This window comes from Arthrobacter celericrescens (assembly GCF_003614925.1).
Taxonomy (GTDB): domain Bacteria; phylum Actinomycetota; class Actinomycetes; order Actinomycetales; family Micrococcaceae; genus Arthrobacter; species Arthrobacter celericrescens.
On sequence record NZ_QYLP01000049.1, the window covers coordinates 1 to 23,878 of the forward strand.

25 protein-coding genes are annotated in these 23,878 nt (G+C 65.1%); 14 read left to right on the forward strand and 11 right to left on the reverse strand.

What is annotated here, in order from left to right:
- Positions 1-361: 361 nt before the first annotated feature.
- Together D3654_RS21025 and D3654_RS20790 are read right to left on the reverse strand one after the other, a co-directional pair.
- Positions 362-685 (reverse strand): DUF7368 family protein, encoded by a 324-nt coding sequence (locus D3654_RS21025; RefSeq protein WP_425359406.1) that lies wholly within the window; start codon positions 683-685, stop codon positions 362-364.
- Positions 686-792: 107 nt separating this feature from the next.
- Entirely contained in the window at positions 793-1,917 is a 1,125-nt protein-coding gene (locus D3654_RS20790; protein ID WP_120521462.1) for an EcsC family protein, read from the reverse strand.
- 1,862 nt (positions 1,918-3,779) lie between these two features.
- Between D3654_RS20790 and phnD the strand changes: the two genes are divergently transcribed.
- The 5 genes from phnD to D3654_RS10640 are packed head-to-tail and all read left to right on the forward strand — an operon-like array spanning position 3,780 to position 7,723.
- Positions 3,780-4,679, forward strand: coding sequence for a phosphate/phosphite/phosphonate ABC transporter substrate-binding protein (gene phnD, locus D3654_RS10620; RefSeq protein WP_120521463.1), 900 nt, complete (start codon positions 3,780-3,782; stop codon positions 4,677-4,679).
- On the forward strand, positions 4,676-5,497 hold the full coding sequence (gene phnC / locus D3654_RS10625; RefSeq protein ID WP_245413175.1) for a phosphonate ABC transporter ATP-binding protein: 822 nt from the start codon (positions 4,676-4,678) through the stop codon (positions 5,495-5,497). The genes phnD and phnC overlap by 4 nt, the downstream gene beginning before the upstream one ends.
- Entirely contained in the window at positions 5,487-6,362 is an 876-nt protein-coding gene (gene phnE / locus D3654_RS10630; protein ID WP_245413176.1) for a phosphonate ABC transporter, permease protein PhnE, read from the forward strand. Before phnC ends, phnE begins: the two co-directional genes overlap by 11 nt.
- 10 nt (positions 6,363-6,372) lie before the next feature.
- Positions 6,373-7,125: a tyrosine-protein phosphatase gene (locus D3654_RS10635; protein WP_120521465.1), complete on the forward strand. Its 753-nt coding sequence runs from the start codon at positions 6,373-6,375 to the stop codon at positions 7,123-7,125.
- A complete protein-coding gene (locus D3654_RS10640) occupies positions 7,118-7,723 on the forward strand; it encodes a TetR/AcrR family transcriptional regulator (protein ID WP_120521466.1) in 606 nt (201 codons plus the stop codon). The genes D3654_RS10635 and D3654_RS10640 overlap by 8 nt, the downstream gene beginning before the upstream one ends.
- 3 nt (positions 7,724-7,726) lie before the next feature.
- Here the strand turns inward: D3654_RS10640 and D3654_RS21030 are convergent, their stop codons facing one another.
- The 3 genes from D3654_RS21030 to D3654_RS10655 all read right to left on the reverse strand — a co-directional run bounded on the left by D3654_RS21030 (position 7,727) and on the right by D3654_RS10655 (position 10,060).
- Positions 7,727-8,011 (reverse strand): winged helix-turn-helix domain-containing protein, encoded by a 285-nt coding sequence (locus D3654_RS21030; protein WP_120521467.1) that lies wholly within the window; start codon positions 8,009-8,011, stop codon positions 7,727-7,729.
- Between the two features lie 15 nt (positions 8,012-8,026).
- Positions 8,027-9,079 (reverse strand): restriction endonuclease, encoded by a 1,053-nt coding sequence (locus tag D3654_RS10650; RefSeq protein WP_120521468.1) that lies wholly within the window; start codon positions 9,077-9,079, stop codon positions 8,027-8,029.
- Between the two features lie 165 nt (positions 9,080-9,244).
- Complete coding sequence (locus D3654_RS10655; RefSeq protein ID WP_120521469.1) at positions 9,245-10,060, reverse strand: glycoside hydrolase family 25 domain-containing protein; 816 nt, start codon at positions 10,058-10,060, stop codon at positions 9,245-9,247.
- Between the two features lie 743 nt (positions 10,061-10,803).
- Here D3654_RS10655 and sigK point away from each other — a divergent pair.
- The 3 genes from sigK to D3654_RS10675 all read left to right on the forward strand — a co-directional run bounded on the left by sigK (position 10,804) and on the right by D3654_RS10675 (position 12,878).
- Positions 10,804-11,418, forward strand: a complete 615-nt coding sequence (sigK, locus tag D3654_RS10665; protein ID WP_120521471.1) for an ECF RNA polymerase sigma factor SigK — start codon at positions 10,804-10,806, stop codon at positions 11,416-11,418.
- 10 nt (positions 11,419-11,428) lie between these two features.
- The gene (locus D3654_RS10670) at positions 11,429-12,289 is read left to right on the forward strand and encodes an anti-sigma factor (RefSeq protein WP_425359409.1); all 861 of its coding nucleotides are present in this window, start codon (positions 11,429-11,431) and stop codon (positions 12,287-12,289) included.
- 136 nt (positions 12,290-12,425) lie between these two features.
- The gene (locus D3654_RS10675; protein WP_120521473.1) at positions 12,426-12,878 is read left to right on the forward strand and encodes a DUF4383 domain-containing protein; all 453 of its coding nucleotides are present in this window, start codon (positions 12,426-12,428) and stop codon (positions 12,876-12,878) included.
- A gap of 110 nt (positions 12,879-12,988) precedes the next feature.
- On the opposite strand, the gene D3654_RS10680 is transcribed toward D3654_RS10675, so the two are convergent.
- Together D3654_RS10680 and D3654_RS10685 are read right to left on the reverse strand one after the other, a co-directional pair.
- Positions 12,989-13,372, reverse strand: coding sequence for a GNAT family N-acetyltransferase (locus D3654_RS10680; RefSeq protein ID WP_120521474.1), 384 nt, complete (start codon positions 13,370-13,372; stop codon positions 12,989-12,991).
- A 26-nt stretch (positions 13,373-13,398) separates the two neighbouring features.
- The gene (locus D3654_RS10685) at positions 13,399-14,070 is read right to left on the reverse strand and encodes a hypothetical protein (RefSeq protein ID WP_120521475.1); all 672 of its coding nucleotides are present in this window, start codon (positions 14,068-14,070) and stop codon (positions 13,399-13,401) included.
- Positions 14,071-14,171: 101 nt separating this feature from the next.
- On the opposite strand from D3654_RS10685, the gene D3654_RS10690 reads away from it, so the two are divergent.
- On the forward strand, positions 14,172-14,927 hold the full coding sequence (locus D3654_RS10690; protein ID WP_120521546.1) for an ArsR/SmtB family transcription factor: 756 nt from the start codon (positions 14,172-14,174) through the stop codon (positions 14,925-14,927).
- Positions 14,928-14,973: 46 nt separating this feature from the next.
- Here the strand turns inward: D3654_RS10690 and D3654_RS10695 are convergent, their stop codons facing one another.
- Both D3654_RS10695 and D3654_RS10700 read right to left on the reverse strand, forming a co-directional pair.
- The gene (locus tag D3654_RS10695; protein WP_245413177.1) at positions 14,974-15,699 is read right to left on the reverse strand and encodes a DUF2182 domain-containing protein; all 726 of its coding nucleotides are present in this window, start codon (positions 15,697-15,699) and stop codon (positions 14,974-14,976) included.
- Between the two features lie 100 nt (positions 15,700-15,799).
- Positions 15,800-16,417, reverse strand: a complete 618-nt coding sequence (locus D3654_RS10700) for a DUF1326 domain-containing protein (RefSeq protein ID WP_120521477.1) — start codon at positions 16,415-16,417, stop codon at positions 15,800-15,802.
- A 257-nt stretch (positions 16,418-16,674) separates the two neighbouring features.
- Between D3654_RS10700 and D3654_RS10705 the strand changes: the two genes are divergently transcribed.
- Positions 16,675-17,499, forward strand: coding sequence for a GntR family transcriptional regulator (locus D3654_RS10705; protein WP_120521478.1), 825 nt, complete (start codon positions 16,675-16,677; stop codon positions 17,497-17,499).
- 24 nt (positions 17,500-17,523) lie between these two features.
- Here D3654_RS10705 and D3654_RS20480 read toward each other — a convergent pair whose 3' ends face one another.
- Positions 17,524-18,228: a hypothetical protein gene (locus D3654_RS20480; protein ID WP_162943709.1), complete on the reverse strand. Its 705-nt coding sequence runs from the start codon at positions 18,226-18,228 to the stop codon at positions 17,524-17,526.
- 242 nt (positions 18,229-18,470) lie between these two features.
- Positions 18,471-20,165 carry a PucR family transcriptional regulator gene (locus tag D3654_RS10715; RefSeq protein WP_162943710.1) on the reverse strand — a complete coding sequence of 565 codons (1,695 nt, stop codon included), beginning with the start codon at positions 20,163-20,165 and terminating at the stop codon, positions 18,471-18,473.
- Between the two features lie 103 nt (positions 20,166-20,268).
- Between D3654_RS10715 and D3654_RS10720 the strand changes: the two genes are divergently transcribed.
- From D3654_RS10720 to D3654_RS10735, 4 genes are read left to right on the forward strand one after another with little or no spacing between them, the layout of a single operon-like run.
- Positions 20,269-21,153, forward strand: coding sequence for a hypothetical protein (locus tag D3654_RS10720; protein ID WP_120521481.1), 885 nt, complete (start codon positions 20,269-20,271; stop codon positions 21,151-21,153).
- 49 nt (positions 21,154-21,202) lie between these two features.
- Complete coding sequence (locus tag D3654_RS10725; RefSeq protein WP_120521482.1) at positions 21,203-22,144, forward strand: ABC transporter substrate-binding protein; 942 nt, start codon at positions 21,203-21,205, stop codon at positions 22,142-22,144.
- Positions 22,141-23,097: an amino acid ABC transporter permease gene (locus D3654_RS10730; protein ID WP_245413178.1), complete on the forward strand. Its 957-nt coding sequence runs from the start codon at positions 22,141-22,143 to the stop codon at positions 23,095-23,097. The genes D3654_RS10725 and D3654_RS10730 overlap by 4 nt, the downstream gene beginning before the upstream one ends.
- Positions 23,094-23,858 (forward strand): amino acid ABC transporter ATP-binding protein, encoded by a 765-nt coding sequence (locus D3654_RS10735; protein WP_120521483.1) that lies wholly within the window; start codon positions 23,094-23,096, stop codon positions 23,856-23,858. Before D3654_RS10730 ends, D3654_RS10735 begins: the two co-directional genes overlap by 4 nt.
- Positions 23,859-23,878: the final 20 nt, after the last annotated feature.

Below are 23,878 nucleotides of genomic sequence, written 5' to 3' on the forward strand. Positions count from 1 at the left end.
ATGCTTAGACACACTCATCCCAGCAGGGCCACGGGCCCCATCTTTATCTACGACACGGAATCATTTCCCTGCCAACCACGAAGAGCCCCTTATCCACGGTTCGTTTCGGGTCGCAGAAGAACCCGGCGGACCGCTATCGGCGTTCATCAGCGCACAGCATCCGGGCAAGTCGGTCCGCGTCTGAAAGCATCCGTGCTGAAGAATCGAGGGCCCACTGAACCAGCCATCACGAGCCCCCGAAGGACTCGCCGTTCCCGACGCGGCCGTGCCGGAGGCGATCACAGCTCCGACAGCAGCGTCACGGAGCTGGCGGGTGGACTCGGTGTCAGAGCCCGATTCACCATCAATCGCGAAGAGCCGGTTACCACCATCGGTGACCGCACTCCGGGTTCTGGCAGGCCCAGTTCGGTGTCCCCCACTCGACTTTGCCGGTGGCAGGATAGATGCGTTGTTCCTGCGCCATTATGCAGCCGGCAAATTCTGCTTTCGGGTATTGCTCCCTGACATGGGGCATAACCATGCCGTAAATGATGTGCCAGGCCTCATGCCCACAGATTGGACACTCCGCTGTCTCAACTCTTTTCCTTGTCGCGCTATCTCTAGTCATGCGTTTAAGGTAACGGCCTGCGCGGACATTCCTAGCCCTTAGAAAAGGTTTTTCGTCGAGAAATGCCTTTTCTAACAATCCGATCGCCTTGGGCTGTCATGCGCACCATGGCTCAAGTCCGAGTTCAACCTCCGAACGCATAATGTGCAGGGCACGCTCGCACGGTCTAAACGCACAGCGCGCGTTTAGAGTAGGTCGGGCCCGCCGGCCTCGACTATCTCACCGAGCACGCTGATAGGCTCATCGCCGCCGTCGGGGCCAGGCTGGTCGTCATCAGGAAAAAATCCTCGTTCTTCTTCCTCGCCAAGGTGTGGGTACTTCTCCAAAAGGAACCGCCGACGGTATGCGATGTTGGCGGCGTCAAAGATCCCTTCGAGTGTGGCCCAGTTGAGGGAGCCGCCCACGAGAATCCCTGCTACGGGTACGACTTTGCCCAGTCCTTGCTTTGTAAGGCGGACACCGAATGCCTTCGCGAACTGCTTCGAAACCTGGGCAACGATTGATCTGTCAAGGATCTCCCAAGTCTTTTTGCGGACAAGAGCTTGGGTGAGCCGCGAAATATCCGCCATTGCTGCGGACTTTGCGCCGGCGGATACAGCCGTTCCGGCATTGACTACAGACATTATGAAGAGCTTTTCTGCGGGTTCTTCAGGATCATAGCCGTAATGCAATGAGACCTCGCCGACGCAACGAGAGCCAAGCGCCAGAACAAATGCGGCATCACCAACGAAGGCGCCCGCAATTACGGCCCCCGAAGGTGCAGCCGCGGCCCCTCCGCTGAGGGGGACTGCAAGCTCCCCACCGGAAATCGCCAGCCCTGCACCGGCTCCAGAAAGTGCGGCAGCAAGGGGATATCCCCAGCTCGCCGCTCGTCCTCGGACAGCGTCGATCTGTTCAAGGTCGAGGCTACGCAGGTCGGAAAGGACCGTGATGGCATGCTTTCGCTTGTTGTGTTTCGCGACCACTTGCTTTGGTGAGAGTCCTGCCCGGGAGACCCGCGCAATCGATTGGCGCATCGATGTAATAGCAGCGGCGCTCCAGTCGGCGACGCCATCCGGGATGGAATTGGCCACTTTGCGTGCCCCAGTCCCGAGGGCGTGAGCGGTGCTGGAGACGATCTGTTGTCCCCGGACAACAGCACCCTGAGCTCCAGGCCGTTCCTCCAAGTACTGTGCTGCACCCTCACCGAGCTTCACAGCTCCGCTGACCAGCTTCTCGCCAGTATTTCTTATTGTCTGTGAGAGCGGACGGCCTTTAAACCGCTGGATGTTGTGCCACGCTTCGAGCTCGTACGCCGAGGGTTCTGTCATGCCGCAATTATGCCTTCACGTAGCAGTGAACCGAGTTCGACACGAGCGCCACTCGCCACACAGGGCACGACGGGGACGCAGCGGCTGCATTCACAGCTTGAGCACGTAAGAATCCACCCTGCCGAATGAACATGGTGGTCTTCGAAATGTGGATCGCTGACCGCGGTGCCTAGCCAACATATTGCCGATTATTGGCGCAAATTCCATTCCAATGAGGCGCAGTTATAGCTCTACGGACATGCCGCCCTTGGCCGCGGAACAACTGTACCTTGGGCCGTCCCGAGCGCGGAGCTTGATCATGGGCTCCACAAGCGAATTCATAATGAGTTTGGAATCTGCCGGGCTGGGCGACCATAGTCTTGGTGGCCCCAAAGATGAACTTCGTGTGGGACCGAATGCCACACCCCGGTGATGGTAGATCTGCTAAACGTGCCCAGTGCTCCGACGGGCGGCGCGACAATGGTTAGCTCGAGTTCTGTTCCGGAAAACGCTAGGGCTAAGCTATCGCCCTCCCTTTGAAGCTGCGAATACCAACCGGCGATGTCTCCGAGCGTTAGGACAAGCCGCCCTCGTTCGGCATTCATTTCCCGGAAGCATCTGGGTCGCTCCCGAATCTGTCGGTCTGGGGCAAACAGCTGCATATCAAGGTGCGCCTGAATGTGAAGGCCTTGACAATCGCTAAGGCCCCCTTCGCCACACCACCGTTCGAGGACCTCGCTAATCAGTCTCCCGGAGGTCCCAACCTCAAACTTGAGTAGATGGTGAGAATACGGAATCCAATCCATTTGAGGCGCAGAAAAGTAGCGCAGCGCATCGTGCCCCCATACACGAGCAAGGACAGTCAACTCTGGGCAGGAACGAGGCATACCTTGAACGATCCAGCGAGCAACACCTATCGCAGGATCGGACCACCCTAGCAATGCAATCGCCAGTGTGGGAAGTGGCGCCCAGTAGCGCGCATTGTCGGAATTCCTGTCATCGAAAAGCCCTCGCTGCATCTGCCAGGTTGAGTCCCAACCTGCCAAGGTATGAAACAAGGGGCCAATTCCCCAAGTCCAAGGCGGAGAGTTGTCCCCGACTAACTCGGGATCGTGCGCGCTCCACTCCTCTGGTGCCGGTCGGAGCAGCCTAGGGGACGGACCCTCGTGCCGTCGGGAAACCTTCAGCAAGACACCGATGATGCTGCGCCACGCCTTGTTTATGGTTTCGCTCTGCAGGATTTCAGGCCCAACGTCGCAGGTCTCAACCAGACCATTGCACGCCAAATTCAAGAGCGCCAAAGATGCAACCGCCCGTCGGGGATCGCGCTCGCTTCCCTCAACAATGGCGCGCATTTCTAAAAGTGCTCCTTCTAGTTGGCCGATGGATTCAACCTTTGCGGCGGTCGGCAGGCTCAATCCAGTTTCAAGAAGGAATAGTCGCAACCGACTGATTGCTCCGCGTAGCGAGCTTTCGTCCACAATTGGTAGGACTAGCCTCGCCGCCTGCCACTGGTCCGCCACTCCGCGTGCCTCTGCGGTCCTGCCCCTTGCGGGCCAACACAGCACCGCAGCGGACTCAAGCGTGAGAAGACTGTCGTGGAGAGATTCAAACGGCACCCAAGGATCTACTCGCATGGGATGACCCTAATTTGCAGCCGGAGTTTAGAACAGACCTCTGGCCAATGGTTCTACGTGACCTCACGAGCTTCCAAAGGCCGGGAATCCTGCCTCATCTCCTACCCCACCCCAACTCGTAACCTCCCCGCAACCAGCAGACTGCCAGTCTCGTAATTCCGATTCAGATACCGCTGGTTTCGTAATTCCGTCACCGCGGCTGCCACCTCCGGGCAGCCGACCCCAACCTTGACGGAAGGCATCACCATGCACGCTCGTGCAGGCATCATCGCTACTTCGCTCGTCGGACTGCTGGCCCTCACCGGCGCCCTGGCCGGCTGCTCCGGCACCGCCAACGCAGGCGCCCCGGAAGCCAAGAAGGAACTCGTCTTCGCCACTCCCCCGGGCACGGACGACCCCGAAGAGCAGTCCATCATGCAGCACCTTTCCACCATGGTGGGCGAAGCCTCCGGCCGCCCCACCAAGAACCTCCAGCCCGCCGACTACCTGGGCGTCGTCGAGGCCGTCCGCAACGGCTCCGTGGACGTCGCCGTCCTCAGCCAGTTCTCCTCCGCCCTGGCCTACAAGACCGGCAGCGTGGACCCCATCCTCGTCTGGCCCGCCAGCCCCGAACCGGCCGCCTTCTGTCTGGCCAAGAAGGACAGCGGCATCACCAAGCCCGCCGACCTCAAGGGCCACCAGATCGCCTTCGTGGACCCCGGCTCCACCACCGGCGACTTCATGCCCAAGGCCCTCTTCAAGAAGGCCGGCCTCACCGACGGCACGGACTACAAGAGCACCTTCGCCGGCTCCCACGACTCCGCCGTGCTGGCCCTCGCCAACGGCAGCGTGGACGTGGCCTGCACCGCCCGCCAGCTCTACCCCACCTTTATCGACAAGGGCATCCTGAAGGAAAGCGACGTCACCATCATCGGCAAGACCGATCCCATTCCCGTGGGCATCTCGATCGTGGTGCGCAAGGACCTGGACGAGGCAACCCGCACCGCCCTCAAGGCCAAGCTCCCCGCCATGATGGCCGCCGACGAGAAGATCGCCAAGACCCTCGGCCTCAAGGGCACCCCCACCGAGGACCCCGAGTTCAGCACCTACGAACCGCTTGTAAACGTGGCCGAATCCATCGGCGTGGACATCGAGGACCTCCGGTGAGTGCCGCCGTCCTCAACAAGCCCGCAACACAGGGCAAACCGCCCGCCCCGCCAACGCAGACCACGCCGACCGTCACCGCCCGCGCCCTGCGCGTGCAGTACGGCGAGCAGCTGGCCCTGGACAGCATCGACCTCGACGTTCGCCCCGGCGAGGTCCTGGCCCTGCTGGGCCACTCCGGCTCCGGCAAGTCCACCCTCATGAAGACCTTCACGGGCATCGCGCCGTTCACGGCGGACAAGCTCGAGGTGGCCGGCCGCGAGGTGGCCAAGCAGAACCCGGCCGGCCTGCGGGAGCTGCGCTCCGACGCCGGCTACGTCTTCCAGCACTTCAATCTGGTGCCGCGCCTCACCGCGCTCACCAACGTGCTCACCGGGGGCCTGCACAGCGCCGGCCCGCTCAACCTGCTCGGCACCTTCAGCCGCGCCCAGCGCGCCACCGCGCTGGAGTTGCTGGACCGCGTGGGCCTTGCCCACAAGGCCCGGCAGCGCTGCCGCGAGCTCAGCGGCGGTGAACAGCAGCGCGTGGCGATCGCCCGCGCCCTCATGCAGCGGCCCCGCCTCATCCTGGCCGACGAACCCGTGGCGTCCCTGGACCCGCGCCTGGCCGGGACCATCCTGGGCCTGCTGCGGGACATCGCCCGCGACGAGCAGATCCCCGTGATCGTCAGCCTCCACGTGGTGGGCCTGGCCCGCCGCTACGCCGACCGCGTGATCGGCCTGCACTCCGGCTGGCTGGTCTTCGCCGGCCCCGCCGCCCAGCTCACCGAAAAGGAGGTGCACCAGATCTATGGAACAGACACTGAGCTCCTTGAAAACTGAAACTGAAATGCCCGACGCCGGTGCTGCCGCCACCGCCCCGGCAAGGGCCCCGGCAGTCCTGCCGGGCTCCCTTTCCGAAGCGGACCGCGCCCGCCTCTCCCGCCCGTTCAACCTCCCGACTCCGCGCGGCGCGGCACTCTGGGTGCTGGTCGCCGTCGTACTGGTGTGGTCGGGGCTCGGCGCGGGATTTAACCCGGACAAGCTACTAAGCGGCATCCCGAACATGGCCAACTTCCTGGGCCGCCTGTTCCCGCCCACCTTCGACAAGTTCGACGTCATCGTCAAACTCCTGGTCGAGACCCTGCAGATGGCCATGGTGGGCACCGTGCTCGGCGCCCTGGCCTCGCTGCTGCTGAGCTTCGGCGCGGCCAGCAACATCGCCCCGCGCTGGATCTACACCGCCTGCCGCTGGGTGCTGAACGTGCTGCGCTCCATCCCGGACCTCATCTTTGCCCTCATGTTCGTCTCCGCCGTGGGCCTGGGACCGTTCGCCGGCATCCTGGCAATCGTGCTGGGCTCGGTGGGCTCCATCGGCAAGGTCTACGCCGAGGCCATGGAATCCGTGCAGCCCGGGCCGGTGGAGGCGCTCACCGCGGTGGGCGCGAACAAGCGGCAGATCGTGGCCTACGCGGTGCTCCCGCAAGCCGCTCCCGTGCTGGTCAGCTACACGCTGCTCCTGTTCGAAGGCAACGTCCGCGGCGCCACCATCCTGGGCCTGGTGGGCGCGGGCGGCATCGGCCTGGAACTCACTACCGCCATGCGCATGTACGACTACGGCCACCTCTGCGCCATCATCATCAGCATCATCGTGCTGGTGACCATCATCGACCGCGCCAGCGCCTTCATCCGCGCCAAACTCAGTTAGGAACCGTCCCTTGGAAACCCTTGATCTCAGCCCCGTCAACCTCCGCGACCTCGGCGGGCTGCCGGTGGACGGCGGCGTGACGCGCAGCGGCGTGCTGCTGCGCAGCGACGACGTCTCCATCATGCCCGCCGATTTCGCCCGGCAGATGGTGGACGACGGCGTCCGCCAAGTCATCGACCTCCGCTCGGCTGAGGAGGCGCTCTTCACCGGCCGTGGTCCCCTCACGGTGCCCGGCGTCAACTACCACCACCTGCCGCTGACGGCCTCCGTGTCCATGCCGGAAGACATCAGCCGCGAGCTGATGTCCTCCTCCACCACTCCGGAGCAAGTGGGTGCCTGGTATGCGGCGCTGGTGGAGGGCCAGGCCCGGCAGCTCGCGCTGGGGCTCACGATCGTTGCCATGAGCGACGGCGCCTCGGTGTTCCACTGCGCGGCAGGCAAGGACCGCACGGGAGTGTTCGCCGCCGTCGTGCTTTCCGCACTGGGTGCCTCGCAGGAAACCATTTCCGCGGACTATGCCGAGACGGCCGCCCGGCTGCCGCGGCTGTTCCCGCGCCTGCAGGCGATCATGGGCGGGCTGCTGCCGATGCCTACCGGCGGCGAGCAGTATGGCGCCATGATGGGCGCGCACGCGGCGTCCATGGACGCGATGCAGCGGATCCTGGTGGAACGGCACGGCAGCGTGCTTGAGCCGGTACGCCAGGCCGGGCTGGGCGATGGGCTCATCGGGGAACTGCGGGGGAAGCTGGTGACGGATGCCTGAAACACTCGTCCGCGCTCCCGGTCGCCCGCGGGACACGACCCTGGAGGCCACAGTCCTGTCCGCCACCGTGGACCTGCTCCTGGAGCGCGACACCCGAGAGGTCACCATGACCGCCATCACCGAGCGCTCCGGCGTGAGCCGGGCGGCGATCTACCGGCGCTGGCCCAGCCGCGAGGAACTGATCGCGGCCGCGCTGGACAGCGTGCGCAGCGAAGTGGAGATCACGCCGTCGGGCAGTTGCCTGGACACGATCCTCGACACGTACGAGCAGGCGTCCGAAGTGGTGGACGGCCGGGTGGGCACGCTGATCAAGAAGCGCGTGGCCCTGGGCCTGGAGAACGAGAAGCTGCGGGCGCTGTCCTGGGAGCGGCACGTATCGCGCCGCCGGGAGCCCGTGGCGGCGGAGATCCGGCGCGGCATGGAGACCGGCGAGATCGATCCCGGTGTGGACGTGGAGGCCATGATCGACCTCATCAACGGCATGTACTACTACCAGCTGGTGGTGCGTTCTGCTGGGTCGGAGGATCCGGCCGCCGCGCGGGAGCGGGTGCGCAATGCAGTGCGGCTGGTGTTCGAGGGGGCGGCGCGGCGGGGCTGACGGCTACTTTCGTGCTTCGGCCCAGCCTATGGCCGTCAGTTTCCAGGTCCCGCGGCTAGGCCGTTCAATGAGGCCTTCTTGAAACATGAGGCTGCTAGATTTCCTGGCGCGTGTAATCCATTTCTTCACGCCCTTGGAGTGTTCTTCCAAGTCAATCTCGTTGAAAAGGTGACCATATCGTTCTTCCAGCAGCCTGAGGCATTCCTCGGCAGTCAGTGTCCCGTCAGCCTGTTCCGCCAACAGGGTCAAGATCCTCGTGCGGTGGACACGTTCTTGGGTTCTCAACATCTCCGGGCCCTTCCATTAGCCGGCTTCATCGGCAAGCGTCCAAATCTGTTTCAGCGGTAGTTCCTGCCGTACTCGTGCAGGAAATTCTGCATAGTGATCCTGGACCTGGCTCACAAGTTCGTCCGCGTCCCAGACGCGAATGGCGAACCTTTGCGAGTCCACCAACTTTCGGGCTGCCATGGTAAGTCCGCCCCAAGCTACGAGAAGGCCCTGGTCAGCCTTGTGGATGGACAACGACCCATGCAGCTGGGACACGGTCGGAGAATCTACTGGACTGGCCTGGCTTTTCACCTGAACGATGACGCGCGGACTGTCCAAACCCAAGAGCCCCTTTCCGGCAACCAAATCGATGCCGTCATCAGTTCCCTGCCCATGTTCTGTACACACAAAGCCATCGGCCTTGAGGATTTCGGCAACCAACGCTTCCATCTTGTGCCCCGCAAAAGTCTCGATCAGACGGCTTGCTATCGAATCGGCCGCATAACGTGAAATATCCACGGGCACGTTCTCTTGTTCGGTTTCATCGACCGAAAAGCTGCCGCCTTTGGAAGGAAGGTCCTGCATCTCCAGCCGGGCCCCCGGGTCCTTGCCAGACGTCATGGCAGTGCGGAGCCTGAACTCGGCGTCATTCCGTTCGATACGACAGACCGTCGAAAAGGCTCCGAGGGAGTAGAGCAGATCCTGATTTATTCGGGAACGGGCAATATCGGGCGCATCCCATCGGACGCGGCGGATGTGGCGGCGTTCTGGATCCGGTTCGTTGGAGTCGTACTCGTAGGGTCCTTCGATGATTCCAATGGCGACTGCTGCCGAGCGCTTCAGCGGCATGACCACGAGGTCTCCGAGCTCCATGCGCCCCCGAAGAGCCCAAAGCTGGGCGGCAAAGTTCCTGACGGCTCCAAGCTTCTGGCCGGGAATTCCGGCTTCAACTTTCGAGAAGACCTTTTCCCTGGTGTCTGAATCTTGAAGCGAGTCCACGTCGCCGTACCCGGCGCCGGTGACCGCATTACTAAGAGCCCATTGTTCCCGCTCCCCCGTGCTTCCTGCCCGAACCAGCCATGCAGTCATGTACTCACGTGCCTTTCGAAGCTCATCATGCTCTAACTAACACCCGCACCCTGCCACCACACTCAGCGCAATTCTGCCAATATCAGGAGCCCTCGTGCATGAAGAAAGGTTTCCGAGTTGCGGCCAATTGCCAACGCCTTCCAAGCGCGGGGAAGCACCGGAGTTTCAGGGGCAGGAGTAGTCGTAGTCGAGACCCCCGGACACATACTGGGTCACCGACATCCGGCTTCCGGTTGTCAGGCCGGGCAAGGAACAGTTCGATTTTGCTCCGCGCAGGGTCTTGGCGCCGGCGAGCCAGCTCGGCAGCCCGGTAAGGGAACTGCTGGATGGCACGGTCCCGGCGATGGTCCCCCACTGGTAGCCGGTCGAATAGATCCCCACGCCGGCACCGGCAACGCCGGAGGTGATGCTCTTGAAGTAGGCGACCATGCCTTCGAGGTCGGCCCTGTTCAGTGCCGTGTTGGCCTGCCAGCTATTGCCGGTTTCCACATCCAGCCACCAGAAATAGCTCCCGGGGTTGCTGACGCCGCGGATGGTGGCATCGTCGTAGGCCTTCGCATAGCCGTACATGTAGGAGCAGGAGGCGTCCACGGCGCCGCCGCAGGTCCCGTAGGGATTGGTGATCTGCCGGCCGGCGTAGCCGTTCGAGGTGGGCCACCACGTGCCCGCATGCCCCGGGTTGGCCGTGTTCACATACAGGGCCACCTTTGCTTGCGCCGTTCCGCCGGTGGAGCCCGCGGCCCATGCCAGTTGCTGGGCCAGGCAGGGATTGGTGTTGTTGGCCAGGCCGCCGGTCACTCCCACGATCGCGAAGGCCTGTCCCGTGGGGAGGGTCTTGCCGCACTGCGGCCAGGAGACGTCGTTGCCCACCGGTTCTGCGCTCCGGGGCGGCGGTGCCGCCGTCGAAGGGGCCATCCCGGCCGTCAACAAGCCAAGAAGAGCCAGGAACGTGCACGCCATCTTCATACCGAAACGAGCCATGACCCATCGTAGTCCTCGCGGAACGCACCCCGCCTTCGTTCCGCCAACATTCAGCCGCCGTCGTGCGCCGGAAGCCGGCGCACGACGGCGACCCTCCCCCAGGATCCGCCTGCGCCTAACGCCCCGCGCTCGACGCCGCCGAGATCATGATGAACAGGACCAGCACGATNATGATGAACAGGACCAGCACGATTCCCAGTGCCGAACAGATGGTGTCCACCCAGCCAAGGACCTTGCCCAGCGTTGCCGAGTGATGCAGGGCCTCGGCCTTCCGTGCATTGGAAATGGCCAAGGGGCCGAAGACAATTCCCAGGAAGAAGAATCCGATCACCCCAAAGATGATCGACTTTTCCTTGAACTTGGTTCCCTGAAAGTGCTCCAGTGAATTGTTCTGCTGCACGTTCGCGTAATTCGGGTACTGGTACGACTGGCTGTAGTTTGGCTGGGACATTCTCAGACCTTTCGACGACGGTGTCGCTTGCGATTTTCGAGAGACTCCCGCGCCGCATTCTCGGTCCGCTGTGCATCCCCCGAAACGAAGATACGCAGCCATTCCCCGCCACGGGACAAGTTGGGCCAATCCTGCGGAAATCCTGCCCCGACGCCGTGTTCCGGGACGCACGCAGGGACTGGACAAGACCCGTCCAAAACCCCCGCGGCGCCGAATGCCTTGTGTCAACAGGCGGAACAGGGAGGCGGGACCGGTGACAACGCTGCAGCTGCGCGGCCTATGCTGGACCGTGATGGACACTCCCCATGTTCCCGAAACGGCGGACGGGCCTGCGTCTGTCGCGGCGACCACCGGGCTGGATCTGAACGCACAGCTGGCCGGGCTCCTCGGACAGATCGCCGACGGCGACCGGGCCGCCTTCGCGGAGTTCTACCGGCTGACCTCGCGCCGGGTGTTCGGCATGGCGCGGCGGGTCCTGGTGGACCTGGAGCTCAGCGAGGACGCCACCCAGGAAGTCTTCCTGCAGGTCTGGCAGAACGCCGGAAGCTTCAACATCGCGGCAGGGAGTCCGCTGGCCTGGCTGATGACCATCGCGCACCGCCGGGCCGTGGACAAGGTCCGCTCGGCCCAAGCAGCCACGGACCGCGAAGCCAGGTACGGCGCCGACAGCCAGGAGATCGAGCACGACTCCGTGTCCGACGAAGTGGACGGCCTGCTTGAAGCCGAAGCCGTGGTGCGCTGCCTGAAGACCCTGACCGAAACTCAACAGGAATCGGTCCGGCTGGCGTACTACGGCGGCCTGAGCTACCGGGAAGTCGCCGAGCGGTTGAATTCCACGTTGCCGACCATCAAATCCCGGATCCGCGACGGACTGATCCGCCTGAAGAGCTGTTTGGAGGTGAGTTGAGATGAACAGCATGGACACGAACGACGGCGGCACGCGCCCTCGCGGTTTCGCCGCGGATATTGCCACGGACCTGAAGGCCGGCCGGGCCGTCGAGCTGGCAGAGATCTACGCGCTGGACGCCGTCAGCGACGACGAACGCGCCGCCATCGACGCCTACATCTCCACCGCCCCGCAGGCCGAGCGCGACGCCTTCAACGAACGGGTCCGCCAGGCCCGCGAAACCCTGGCCCTGGCGTTCACGGCGGAGGAAGAGCCGCCCGCCGGGCTGCTGGAGCGCACCCTGTCGCAACTACCGGCACAGCTGCCTGCGCAAGCCCCTGCACAGCTGGCGGAAGCAGCGCCTTCGCAACCGGCGGCGGAAGCTGCCGGACCGGCGTCGGGCGATGAACTGGCCGCCGCGCGCCACAAGCGAGAAGAACGACGCCGGCCTTCCGCCACCCGCAGGTGGCTGATCGGCGCCGCCGCCGCGGCTGCCTTGGCCCTGGGCGGGGTGGGTATCGGCAGCTATGTGGCCAGCCAGAACGACCCGGTCAAGCAGGTGCTGCAGGCACAGGACGTCCGCGAAGCCACGGCAAGCGTGACCGGCGGCGGCACCGTTATGTTGTCGATTTCGGCGTCGAAGGATGCCGTGGTGGTGCGGATGAAGGACGTGCCTCCTCCGCCCGCGGGCAAGGTCTACCAGATGTGGCTGATCCCCAAGAACGGCTCGGCGCCCGTCTCGCAAGGACTCATGGACGCCGAAGCGCTGACCAAGCCGGCCGTGGTGAGCGGGATCGGGCCCGCCTCCACGCTGGGGATCACCGTGGAACCCGCCGGCGGATCGTCGTCGCCCACCTTGCCCACGGTCGCCGCCGCCCGGCTGGATTCCTAGAACTGGACTCCTAAATTCTTTTCCTGAACCACCCATCCGGCTTGCGATGCGCGCCGAATAACAGGCGTAACCCCTCGGGACAGCGGAACCCCCGAGCCGCTGATCCAAGGAACCATCGCATTCAGGAGAACTCATCATGGCTACTCACCCGCTTACCCGCACAGCAGGCCGCACCATTGTCCAGAAGGCATCCCTGGCCGTAGGCGCCGTGTTCCTGCTGGTCGGTGTGCTTGGTTTTGTTCCTGGCATCACCACGGACATCGGTGAACTGGGCTTCGCCGGACACCACTCCGAAGCAATGCTGCTGGGCCTGTTCCAGGTATCGGCCCTGCACAACATCGTGCACCTGTTCTTCGGCGCGGCCGGCCTGTTCCTCGCTCGCAGCGCCAGCGGTTCCAAGGCGTTCCTCCTCTATGGCGGAATCATCTACCTTGTTCTGTTCGTCTACGGCCTGGTGGTCCCGCAGGATTCTGCCGGTAACTTCGTGCCGCTGAACAGCTTCGACAACATCCTGCACCTGCTGCTGGGCGTGGGCATGGTGGTGCTGTCCCTGATCCTCACCAGGGGCCGCAACAGCGTCCGGCCTTAACTGTCCGCTCGCGACACTGGCTCCCCCGCTGAAGCCCGGGGAAACACGGCAGGGCTCCCGGAAATCCGGGAGCCCTGACGTGCTTTTGGCCGTTGCGTCGCCGCTGAACCCTAGGCCTTGACTCGCTGCGCGAGCGCGTCCTCGAGGAAGGCGAGGTGGGCCGGCGTCGGCCTGGTCACGTGGGCCTCGTACTCGGTGTGCTTGAGGAGGAACTTCTTGATGAACGGGCACACCGGAACGATCCGCAGGCCCGCGGCGACCGTCTGGTCCAGCGCTTCGGTGGCAAGCTTCCCCGCCAGGCCTTGCCCGCCGTACTCCTCGTTGATGACCGTGTGGTAGAAAATCCGCTGCGTTGCTGCGGCGGCCTCCGAACCCGAGCCGGCGTCAGCGCCGCCGTCGTAATCCTTGTACGCGGCCTTGCCGATCACGCGGTCGGCCTCCAGCAGTTCGAAGCGTTCCCGCTCGGTGTTGTGGCGGATGAGCAAATTGTCCATCCCCCGAATGTACTTCATGCGGCAAGTCAGGCCCGATCGTTCCGGGCGTCGAGCATTCCGGCGATCTTTTTCTCCACAGCCGCGACCGCCGCTTCCGGCAGGACGATCAAACCGTCCAGTTCCTTGCGGGCGCGCCTGTAGGCCGTCTGCCTTTCAGCCGGTGTAGCGGCACTGTCTTCGGCGATCCGGAGGAGCTTCCGGGCCGTCGCCAAGCGCTGCCGTTCGGGGCCCGTGAAGTTGCCATCCTTGATGCGCCGGGCTTCGCGCTCGGCGACGTCGAACGCCAGCTCGAACCCGTGCACTGCGGCGCGGTACTCAGCCAGCCGGGCCGCCGTCGTGATGTCCGCCGGGTCGGCCGGCCGCAATGCGTCGGCATCCTTCTTGGCCCGAAGGAATGCGACCGTGAGGGGCTCGCGGACATCCGTCATGAGCGGGAAGTCGATGATCTTGCCGACGTCCAGTTCGTAGTCCAGCCATTTGTGGTTCACCGAATCGTGCGCCGCGATCAGAGCGGCCACCTCGGCCCGATTGGCCTGCTCTACCGCGACGGTCTGGTTCTTCAACTTGTAGAGCTCAACCTTGCGGCGATGCCGCCGTTCACTTGCCCTGGACCACTGGCGCGCCCACCCGCCGGCCATACCGCCGATGGGAAAAATGAGCCACGAGTAGTTTCCTACAAAGTCGAAAAAGGGTTCCACCCGTTCATCCTCGCACCGGCCCTGATGCGCCTCAAGGATCGCCGTGCGGACCCTCCCGGAACCCATTGACATGTGACCAAATGGTCACCTATTCTGGGCACATGGACGCCGTCTTCAAGGCACTCTCCGACCCCACCCGCAGGGAACTGCTCGACGAGCTTTTCCGCGAGGACGGCCAGAGCCTTGGTGCCCTCGAAGCGCGCTTCAGCATGACCCGCTTCGGGATCATGAAGCACCTGAAGATCCTTGAGGAAGCCGGACTGGTGGCCAGCCGCCGTCGTGGCCGCGAAAAGCTGCATTTCCTCAATCCGGTCCCCATCCGCCTGGTCCACGACCGCTGGGTCAGCAAATATGCAGAACCATGGGCCGCTGCCCTCAGCGACCTCAAATCCAGATTGGAAAGTCCCATGGAAAAGATCTTCGAGATCTACATCAAGACCACCCCGGAACTCCTCTGGGAGGCCATCACCACCAGCGACATCCGCAGCAAGTACCAGTTCGGCAACACCCACACCGCGGACTGGACGCCGGGCGGTCACTACGAAATGCACAACCCCAGGGCCAACGGCATGGTGCTGGGCGAAGGCGAGAACCTGGAAGTCGATCCCCCGCGGCGCCTGGTCCAGAGCATGCGCGCGCTCTGGGACGAGGACGTCAAGGCCGAGGGCACCTCGAAGATCACGTGGGAGATCGAGCAGGTGGGCGATTCCTGCCACCTCACTGTCACCCACAGCGATCTGCGCGAAGGCGCCAACGACCAGCTTTACGGCGGGTGGCCCATGATCCTGTCCGGCCTGAAGACCTGGCTGGAGACCGGCGAAAAGCTCACGACGCCGGGCTCGCTGCTGTACGGGTAAGCGCCCGGTACGCCGAGGGAGCCCGGTACGGCTAGGAGCCCTGTGGTCAGGAGGTCATTCCCGGCACGAGGGCAACACCAAGCGCGATCACGACCAGGGCGACGGCGACGGCGCGGTTGGCGAAGCGTTGCCACGGAAACATCTTCTCGAGGGCGATGAACGCACCCACCACTGCCATCCAGCCAAGGCTCATGACGCCGAGCGCGAACAGGGCAATCATCAGCGCCCAGCAGCAGCTGACGCACCACGTGCCGTGTTCGACTCCCAGGCGCAGCGCGCCGACGTACCCGTACCGCACCCGGCGCAGGATGAAGTCCATGGGGGTCCGGCATTTCATCAGGGCGACGTTCTTCGCCGGCGTGAACTGATAGGCAGCCGCCGCGAGGATCACCACCGCCGCCACGTAGCGGCCACCGGGTCCGGACGTGAGCGCACCGGGAATGATTGCCGCAACCAAGGCGTAAAGCGCGTAGGCAGCCAGACCGAAGGCCGTCCACGCAAGGAGGTACCCGGCCACGAACACAGCAGTGGAACCCCGCGGGGCGTAGCGTCCGGAGCCGCGGCGGTGGCGCTGGATCTTGTCATAGGCAACGACCATCGGCGCCACCGATGGAAACATCATCGCGGCCAGCATCACCACCCACGTGGTGAGGAAGAACCCCAGCGGACCGGGGTCCGTCCAACGCCCCATGTCCATGCCGTTCATCTGCACGGCCGAGAAAATCCAGCTCGCACCGGCGAGCGCGAGCAGGAACGCGACGAGGACCGCCACGCGTGGATCAACCGAGCGGGGATCGACCCGGAAAACCGGGGCGCCCGCCATGCGCGCCCCGGTTCCCCGAACTCCTTTCCTGTTCACCGGCGGCCGGCCGTCATGCCCGGCCCCTGGCGGCACCTTCAGGCATCTCGCTGGCGAAGCTGAACTCGGCGCTCTCGCCGTAGACGCCGTCGAAATCGAGGCCGAACAGGGTCGACTTGGTCGGCGCCCGTCCGATCATGAACTCGGGGGCGAAGCCATACATCGCGTTCTTGACCGTTGTGACGCCGCCGTCGGGTCCGGGCAGCGGCTCGAAGGTGTAACTCACGCTCCCTTCCACCGAAGCGGACGGTGTGGCGCTGTCAGAGAAACTGATACTTGCACGCTGCACACCCAGCCACTCCCCGTACAGCGCGGCGAAGTCCGCAAACGGGCCTCCCTCGTCGCCGTGCAGGATCCGCTCCAGGGCAGCTGCCTGGCCATCGGCGGCCCCTTGATCAACGACCACCCCGACCTTCCAGCCGCCGGCCGTGAGGTTCGTGGGGAACCAGTTGGCGAAAGCGAAATCGACTCCCGAGAGATCGGTGTCGTCGAGTTTGCCGCCCTCAATATGGAACACGGCAACGCCCCGGCATTCCCTGTCCGGGCCGGTGGGCTCGCCGTCGACCGGGCACGGGCAAATCAGCGAACAACTGCAACTTTGGACATATTTTCCGGACATTTCCCAAGACATGGGACCCTCCTCGCTGGCTCTATCGCCCAGCGGAGCGCCCCCAGACGCAGCGCCGAAAACACTGAAGAAACGGGCCAACCACGCCCGTTAAGGCAGAGGGTAGGCCTGCCCCAAGACGGAGTCAATATGCCGCGGCAGGCCAATCGAAGACGCCATTTTGCAGGTACGGGACGGCCTTCATTGCCGGCTCCACGCGCCGGATTTGATTTGTTATACAACCCCGATACAGTGGCGATACCCCACCCAAGCGAGGCCCCGTGAGCGACACCGCCGTCCAATTCCTGTCCCGACCCCTCGGCGCCCAACAGGGCCAGCCCTTGCGCGTTGCCGCGTACTCCCGCATCGCCGAGGCCATCCGCACCAAGCTGCTCCCGCCCGGTTCGCTGCTACCCACGGAAACCGAACTCGGCGTCATGATGGACGTCAGCCGCACGGTCATCCGCGAAGCCCTCATGCTGCTCGAGGAGGACGGCCTCACCCGGGCGCGCCGCGGCGTCGGACGCTTCGTGGCGGACTCGCTCCCCCGCATCGGCATCGAAAAGATCCGCCCCTTCGACCAGCTCCTCGGCGGCTCCGAAATGGACGTCCAGGTCAAACGCACCCTGGCCGATTTCCAGCCGGCCTCCGAGTTCGTCGCCCCGGGCATCGGCGTCGAGCCCAACGAGGACTGCTGGCTCTGGGAAAGCGTGCTCATCCGCAACGGCGAGGCGATCGGGCACCTGCAGGAAAACGTGCCGGCGGGCACCGGCCGGGAGCCCGGTTCTGCGTCCGGTTCCGGCAAAACAGCCGACGACGGCGACTGGCTGGCCGCCGCGGCCGACCCCGCCGGGCGCACCAGCCTGGCTCCCAAGACCCTCCTTGAAATCCTCGCCGAGCGACCCGGTATGACGCTGGGCCCGGGCGAATGCCAGATCAGCCTCAGCACCGCGGGCCCGAGCCGCGCCAAGCTCCTGGACCTGCGCCCCTCCGACCCGGTGCTGGTGCTCACCCAGTACGTGCGCCGAGCGGGCAAGCCGTTCTACCTGGCCAAGTGCCTGGTGGCGGCCAAGGCCGGGCACCTGTCGGTCATGCAGTCCTCGTAGCGTTTTCGGAGCCCGTCGCTCCGCTCAGGAATTTGGCCGCAGGGACGTGATCATCCTCTTGATGTCCTTGTACTCCTGCGTATCCATGTAGGCCTCGGGCGTGTCCGGCCCCGGTGTCGCACCCTCTACCGCTTCCATCGGGTTGTACGCCCCGCCAAAAGCGGCGCCGCTGGGTGGCCAACCGAAGAAGTGGAAGATGGGGCAGGCATCGGGGCCGCTTGGAGCGGGAGACGAGGTGATCCCGTAGGCAAAGGGACCAGGCGTCGCCGGGTCCGTGCCTTGCCGGCCTTCGAAAACGAAGCGGGGCGTGGATCCCTTCTGTGCCAGCGCCGGAAGCGGTTCCGAATCAAGCAGCGAGTACGGCGACTTGGTGGTGCACTCGGAGCCCGCAACCATGTTGGTCCGCAGCGTTGCCAACTGCTTGCCTGCCTCGTTCGACACGCTGAGGAAGACACCACCCGCTGCGGCTTGCCCTGCCGGATCCGTGATCGTCCAGCGCGCGGGGTAGTCGAAGGTGAGCGTGCCGTCCTTGGTCTTGTAAGCGGCCCAGGCCTCCGCCGAGCTCCCAGGCGTGCCTGACGACGGCGCTGTGGTGGGAGTATCAGATGCCGATCCTCCCGGCGTGGCACCGTCAGCCCCCGACGGGCTGGACCCGGGCGCCGGTTGGACGCAAGCCCCAAGGAAAAGCAAGAGGGACAACGTTGCTGCGGAACGGATTGGGTGACGCACGGCAGTCTCCTTAAGCACGTGAGACCAGCGAATAGATGCCTCAATTGTGGGCCGGTTATCGGGCTGGAAGAAGCCATAAATCCAATCGATATCCGAACGTTGTGGCTGGTCACGAATCGTTTCCGTCTTTGCCGAAGAGCGACCACGCGCAACGAGTGCGGTTCGGCACGCCAGAGTCGATTCTGCTGGATCACCCCGTAACACCACCGAGCCCACCCGCGCCGCACCGGGGCCCGGAGGGTTCAACCAGCGGGGTGATCCAGCAGAATGTGTGCAGGCCCGGCCCCACCCAGCTCCTGCACGGCCAGGCTCAGCCACAGGACGAGCATGTCGTCCGCTTGGGCGGGGTCGATGCCGAAGATTTCCTCCATGCGCCGCAGCCGGTATCGCAGGGTGTTCTGGTGCAGGGACAGGGCGTGCGCTGTCTTGGCCGAGTCGCAGGAGCAGGCCAGGTATGTCCGCAGGGTCTTCGCATAGTCGGTGCCGGAGCGGGCGTCGTGCTCCAGCATCGCCGCCGCTACCGGGGACATCAACCGCGGCTTGCTGCGGAACAGCGCCGCCACCTCCAGCAGCGTGAGCCGGCTGCGCATCTCCTCCGCGCTGGCGTACGCCGCCCCGGCAGCGCCCGCCCCAGCAGCACCCGCCCCGGCAGACCCGGCCCCACCACCGCCGTCGGCCAGCATCAAAAGGACCAGGTCGGCGTCGTACTTTGAACGGCTGATCTCGTTCACCGCGGCAACCGGCGTCCCCAGCGCGACCCGCAGCTCCAGCCGCAGCGACGCCGCGGCCCGTTCTATCAGCCGCCGGCCCAGGGCCCCGATCTGCGGCAGCGCAGCCAGCCGGGCCTCGGTGAACAGGGCGTAGATGGAGGTGCCGATCATCACGCACTGGGTTCCCTGCCGGTACGACTCACACTGGGTGCTCACCAGATCCAGCACCCGTGCCAGCGCGATCTCCTCCGAACCCGGCACCACCTCCGTTTGGAAGGCGACGACGGCGAACGGGCCCTTGCGTCCGAGCGCCAGCTGTTCCGCCACGAGCTGCGAGTCGCTGTCGCTTTCCAGGAGCCGGCGCAGCAGTTCGGCACGTTGCTGGCGGGCGAGGTCGTAGCTGCTGCGGGCACGGAGCATGTGCAGCGCGGCGATGTCGGCAGCGCTCTCCAGGGCGCGCCTGGCCTCGGCGTCGAAGGCGCCGTCCGCGTCCACCACCCAGATCGACCCGAGCGGCTGTGTCCCGGCTCGCACGGCGATGGCCAGCCGGTCCATGGCGGCCTCGCCCACACCCTTGACGTGCACGGCGCCTTCGGACCGGAACACTGCGGCGTACTGACCGGCGTTCTCCGGAAGGTAGGGCACCTGCCGGCCGAGGATGCCGCTGCGGCGGTCCTCGTCGATGGGCTGGCCCGGCAGGGTGGAGTAGGCCAGGATCTGTTCCTGCAGGTTCTCGATGGTGGTGGCCCCGCCCACCATCGCGGCGATCGCATTGGCCAGCGCGAACAAGTCCCCGACGCCGAGCGGCACCAGCGAGCTGTTGGCCTCTGCGAGCGTCCCCACGGCGGATTCGAGCAGCCCGTCCAGCTGCCGCCACGACACCCCGTCCTCGACCACGAGCAGCGCGATGCCGGCCCGGTCCGCGGCGGCGGCCAGTTCGTCAATGCTGTCTTGGGAGACTACCTTGACCACGAGCGCCGCGAATCCAGCCGCAGCCGCTTCCTGCACGACGGTGGCAGTCCGCGGATCTGCCGGGTGCAGTCCGATGCCCAGCAGGATGCCGCCCGGAAGGGACTCGAGTTCGGCCGTGGGGTCGTAGAGGCTCGGGCTCAGCAGCGCGAGTTCCGGCGCGGGGCCATGCGTGCGGATGCCCAGGCCCGAGCCTTCCAGCACCTTGAGGAGTTCCTGCAGCGGGATCTGGTGTGAAGCGGACGGGATGGAAGCCATGCCCAGCAAACTAGCCGCCATTGTGGGAAACAACAAGCTCACCGATCAAGCTTGGTGCCACACGCTAAAGCCAGCGGCGCGGGCGCCTCGCCATAGTTGAGGAATGTCACTCACTGTTGAAGCACACCCCGCAGCACGCCAGGCCAGGGAAGCGGCCACCGCGGCCGCCGACCGGGCCGGTGTCACGGTCGCCGAAGAGACGGACCGCGAAAAGCTCCGGGACATCGAAGGCCTGCTCGTCAGCATCTGGGGCACGTCCCCGCACGGCGCCCCCGTCCCCTTCGACATCCTGCGCGCCATCTCGCATGCCGGCTGCAACATCTCCGCCGCCTACCTGCCGGACGGCACCCTCTGCGGGGCCGCCGTCGCGATCGTCACCCCGGGCGACGCGGCCACCTACTCGTTCATCGCGGGCGTAGCCCCGGGCATCGCGGACAAAGGCGTCGGCTTCGCCCTCAAGCAGCACCAGCGCGCCTGGTCCTTGGACCGCGGCATCGACACCATGACCTGGACCTTCGATCCCCTCGTCAGCCGCAACGCCCGCTTCAACCTCAGCAAGCTCGGCGCCCACGTCCGCCAGTACGAGCGGAACTTCTACGGCCTGATGGACGACGAGATCAACGCCAACGACGAAAGCGACCGCCTCGTGGCCGTCTGGCCGCTTTCGTCCGAGGTGAGCATCGCCTGCGGCGAAGGGACGCCCCGCGACGTCGAACTCCCGGCTGTTGAAGGCACCAACGTCCTGAAGTACGGGCCCGACGGCGAGCCCCAGCTTCTCGAGTCAGCCGGCGGTGGGGCGCAGCTTCTCGACACTGGCGGCACCCTCTGGTGCCGCGCACCCCGGGACATAGTGGCCCTGCGTGCCGCCAACCCGGAGCAGGCCGCACTGTGGCGCAGCACCATGCGCGAGTCCTTCGAAAGCGCCTTCGCCGCCGGTTACCAGGCCGACGGCGTCACCCGCACCGGCTGGTACCGGCTCACCCGCTAGCCCACTCACCCGACGCCCGGCCACCCCCAACAACCTCCAGGAGTCCCCCATGAACGCCTCCACAAAGAAGCCCTCGCTGCGCCACCTGCTCTCCGCCGCCGCCCTCCCGCTGGTGCTCGGCCTGAGCGCCTGCGGCGGCGCCGCCACCCCTGCCGAAACGGCCAAGCAGGTCTCTGCCGCCGACGCCGATCCCGCCGCCGCGGCTGCACTCCCGTCGCGCTTCAAGCAGGCCGGCGTCATCAAGGTGGCCTCGGACATCCCCTACCCGCCGCTGGAAATGTTCGACGAAAACCAGAACCTCACCGGCCTGGACGTTGACCTCGCAGCCGCCCTCGGTGCCAAGCTCGGCGTGAAGCTGGAACTGCAGAAGCAGGCCTTCGACAGCATCATCCCGTCCCTGCAGTCCGGCAAGAACGACATCATCATGTCCGGCATGAACGACACCCCGGAGCGCCAGAAGACCCTGGACTTCGTGGACTACCTGCACGCCGGCTTCTCCATCCTGGTCCGCGAGGGCAACCCGGAGAACATCACCACGGCGCTTGACCTGTGCGGCAAGACCGTCGCCGTCCAGAAAGCCACGGTGCAGGGCGACATCCTGCGCAGCTACGAACAGAAATGCAAGGACAAGGGCTCGGAGCCGATTAACGTCACCGAACTCCCCCTGGAGACCGACGTGCAGACGGCGGTCCGCGCCGGAAAGGCGAGCGCCGACGTCGTCGATTCCGCCCCGGCAGCCTACGCCGCAAAGACCGCCGGCGGCGGGAAGATCTTCGACATCGTGCGCGACCCCGCCAACCCGGCCGGCTACAACCCGGTGTACACGGGCATCGGCGTGCTGAAGAAGGACGCCGGGCTGAGCAAGGCGCTGCTGCTGGCCATGGAGGCGATCGTCAAGGACGGTACGTATGAGGAGATCCTGAAGAAGTACGAGCTCTCCGACTACTCGGTGAAGACAGCCGGCATGAACCGCGGCAAGGACGTCAAGTGAGCAGCCCCGCACCCACTTTTCCGGACACGGCACCGGGTGCTGTGGGCAGCGAGGTGAGCGGGGACGACGACGTCGTCGCGATCCCTTTGCGCCACCCCTGGCGCTGGGTGGTGGCCGCCTTGCTGGTGCTCGCCCTGGCGGGGCTTGTCGCCTCGCTGTGGACGAACCCGAACATCGAGCACTCCACGATCGCCACGTACCTGTTCAACCCGAAGATCATCAACGGCGTGGGGCTGAGCCTGCTGGTCACCGTGGTGGCCATGCTCATCTCCACCGTGCTGGGCGTGCTGCTGGCTGTAATGCGGCTGTCCAAGAACCCGGTGATGAACGCCTTCGCCTGGCTGTACGTGTGGGTGTTCCGCGGGACGCCGCTGCTGATCCAGATCGTCTTTTGGGGCTATCTGGGCCTGCTGTATTCGCAGATCAGCCTCGGCGTGCCGTTCACGGACTTCACCGTCTTCTCCGTGGACACCAACACCCTGGTGCCAGCCTTCGTGGCCGGCCTGCTGGCGCTGACCCTGAACCAGGCCGCGTATTCGGCGGAGATCATCCGCAGCGGCATGCTCTCGGTGGACCCCGGCCAGCATGAGGCGGCGGCGTCACTGGGGATGTCGCCGTCGTACACGCTGTTCAAGGTGGTGCTGCCGCAGGCGATGCGCGTCATCATCCCACCCATGGGCAACGAGACGATCTCCATGCTCAAGCAGACCTCGCTGCTGTCCGTGATCGCGGTCCTGGAGCTGTACACGGTGGCCACGCAGATTTCCTCGCAGAACCTGCGCCAGGTGGAACTGTTGCTGGTGGTCAGCGCCTGGTACCTCTTCCTCACCTCGGTGCTGTCCGTGCCGCAGTACTACCTGGAGCGCCACTACGGCCGCGGCACCGCCGCGCAGGCGCCCAGCCTGCTTGAGCGCATCATTCAAAGCCGCATCATTCAAAGGAGAAAGCGATGACGGAAACCCTGGTGCGGGCCCGCAACGTCCGCAAGAGCTACGGCCACGTGGAGGTCCTCAAAGGCGTTTCGCTCACCGTCAAGCCCGGCGAGGTGATGTGCCTGCTCGGTCCGTCCGGCTCCGGCAAATCGACGTTCCTGCGCTGCATCAACCACCTGGAACGGATCGACGGCGGCCGGATCGAGGTAGGCGGCGACCTGGTGGGCTACGCCCGCCGGCACGGCAAGATCTTCGAGATGAACCCGCGCGAAGTGTCCCGGCAGCGCCGCGGCATCGGTATGGTGTTCCAGCGCTTCAACCTCTTCCCGCACATGACCGCCTTGGAGAACATCATGGCGGCACCGGTGGGCGTGAAGAAGGTGGAGCGCGCCGCCGCCAAGGCCCGTGCCTACGAACTGCTGGAGCGCGTCGGCCTGTCCCATGTGGCCGGCCACTACCCAGCGCAGCTCTCCGGCGGCCAGCAGCAACGTGTGGCGATCGCCCGGGCCCTGGCCATGGACCCCGAACTCCTGCTCTTCGACGAACCCACCTCGGCGCTGGACCCGGAACTCGTGGGCGACGTGCTGGACGTGATGCGCCAACTCGCCGCGGACGGCATGACCATGATCGTGGTAACCCACGAAATCGGCTTTGCCCGCAGCGTGGCGGACACCGTGGTGTTCATGGACGGCGGCGTGGTGGTCGAGGCCGGCTCCCCCGCCGAGGTGCTCGACAACCCCCAGAACCCGCGCACCGTCGCATTCCTCAACTCCGTGATGTGAAAGCCGGCTACATGAAAGGC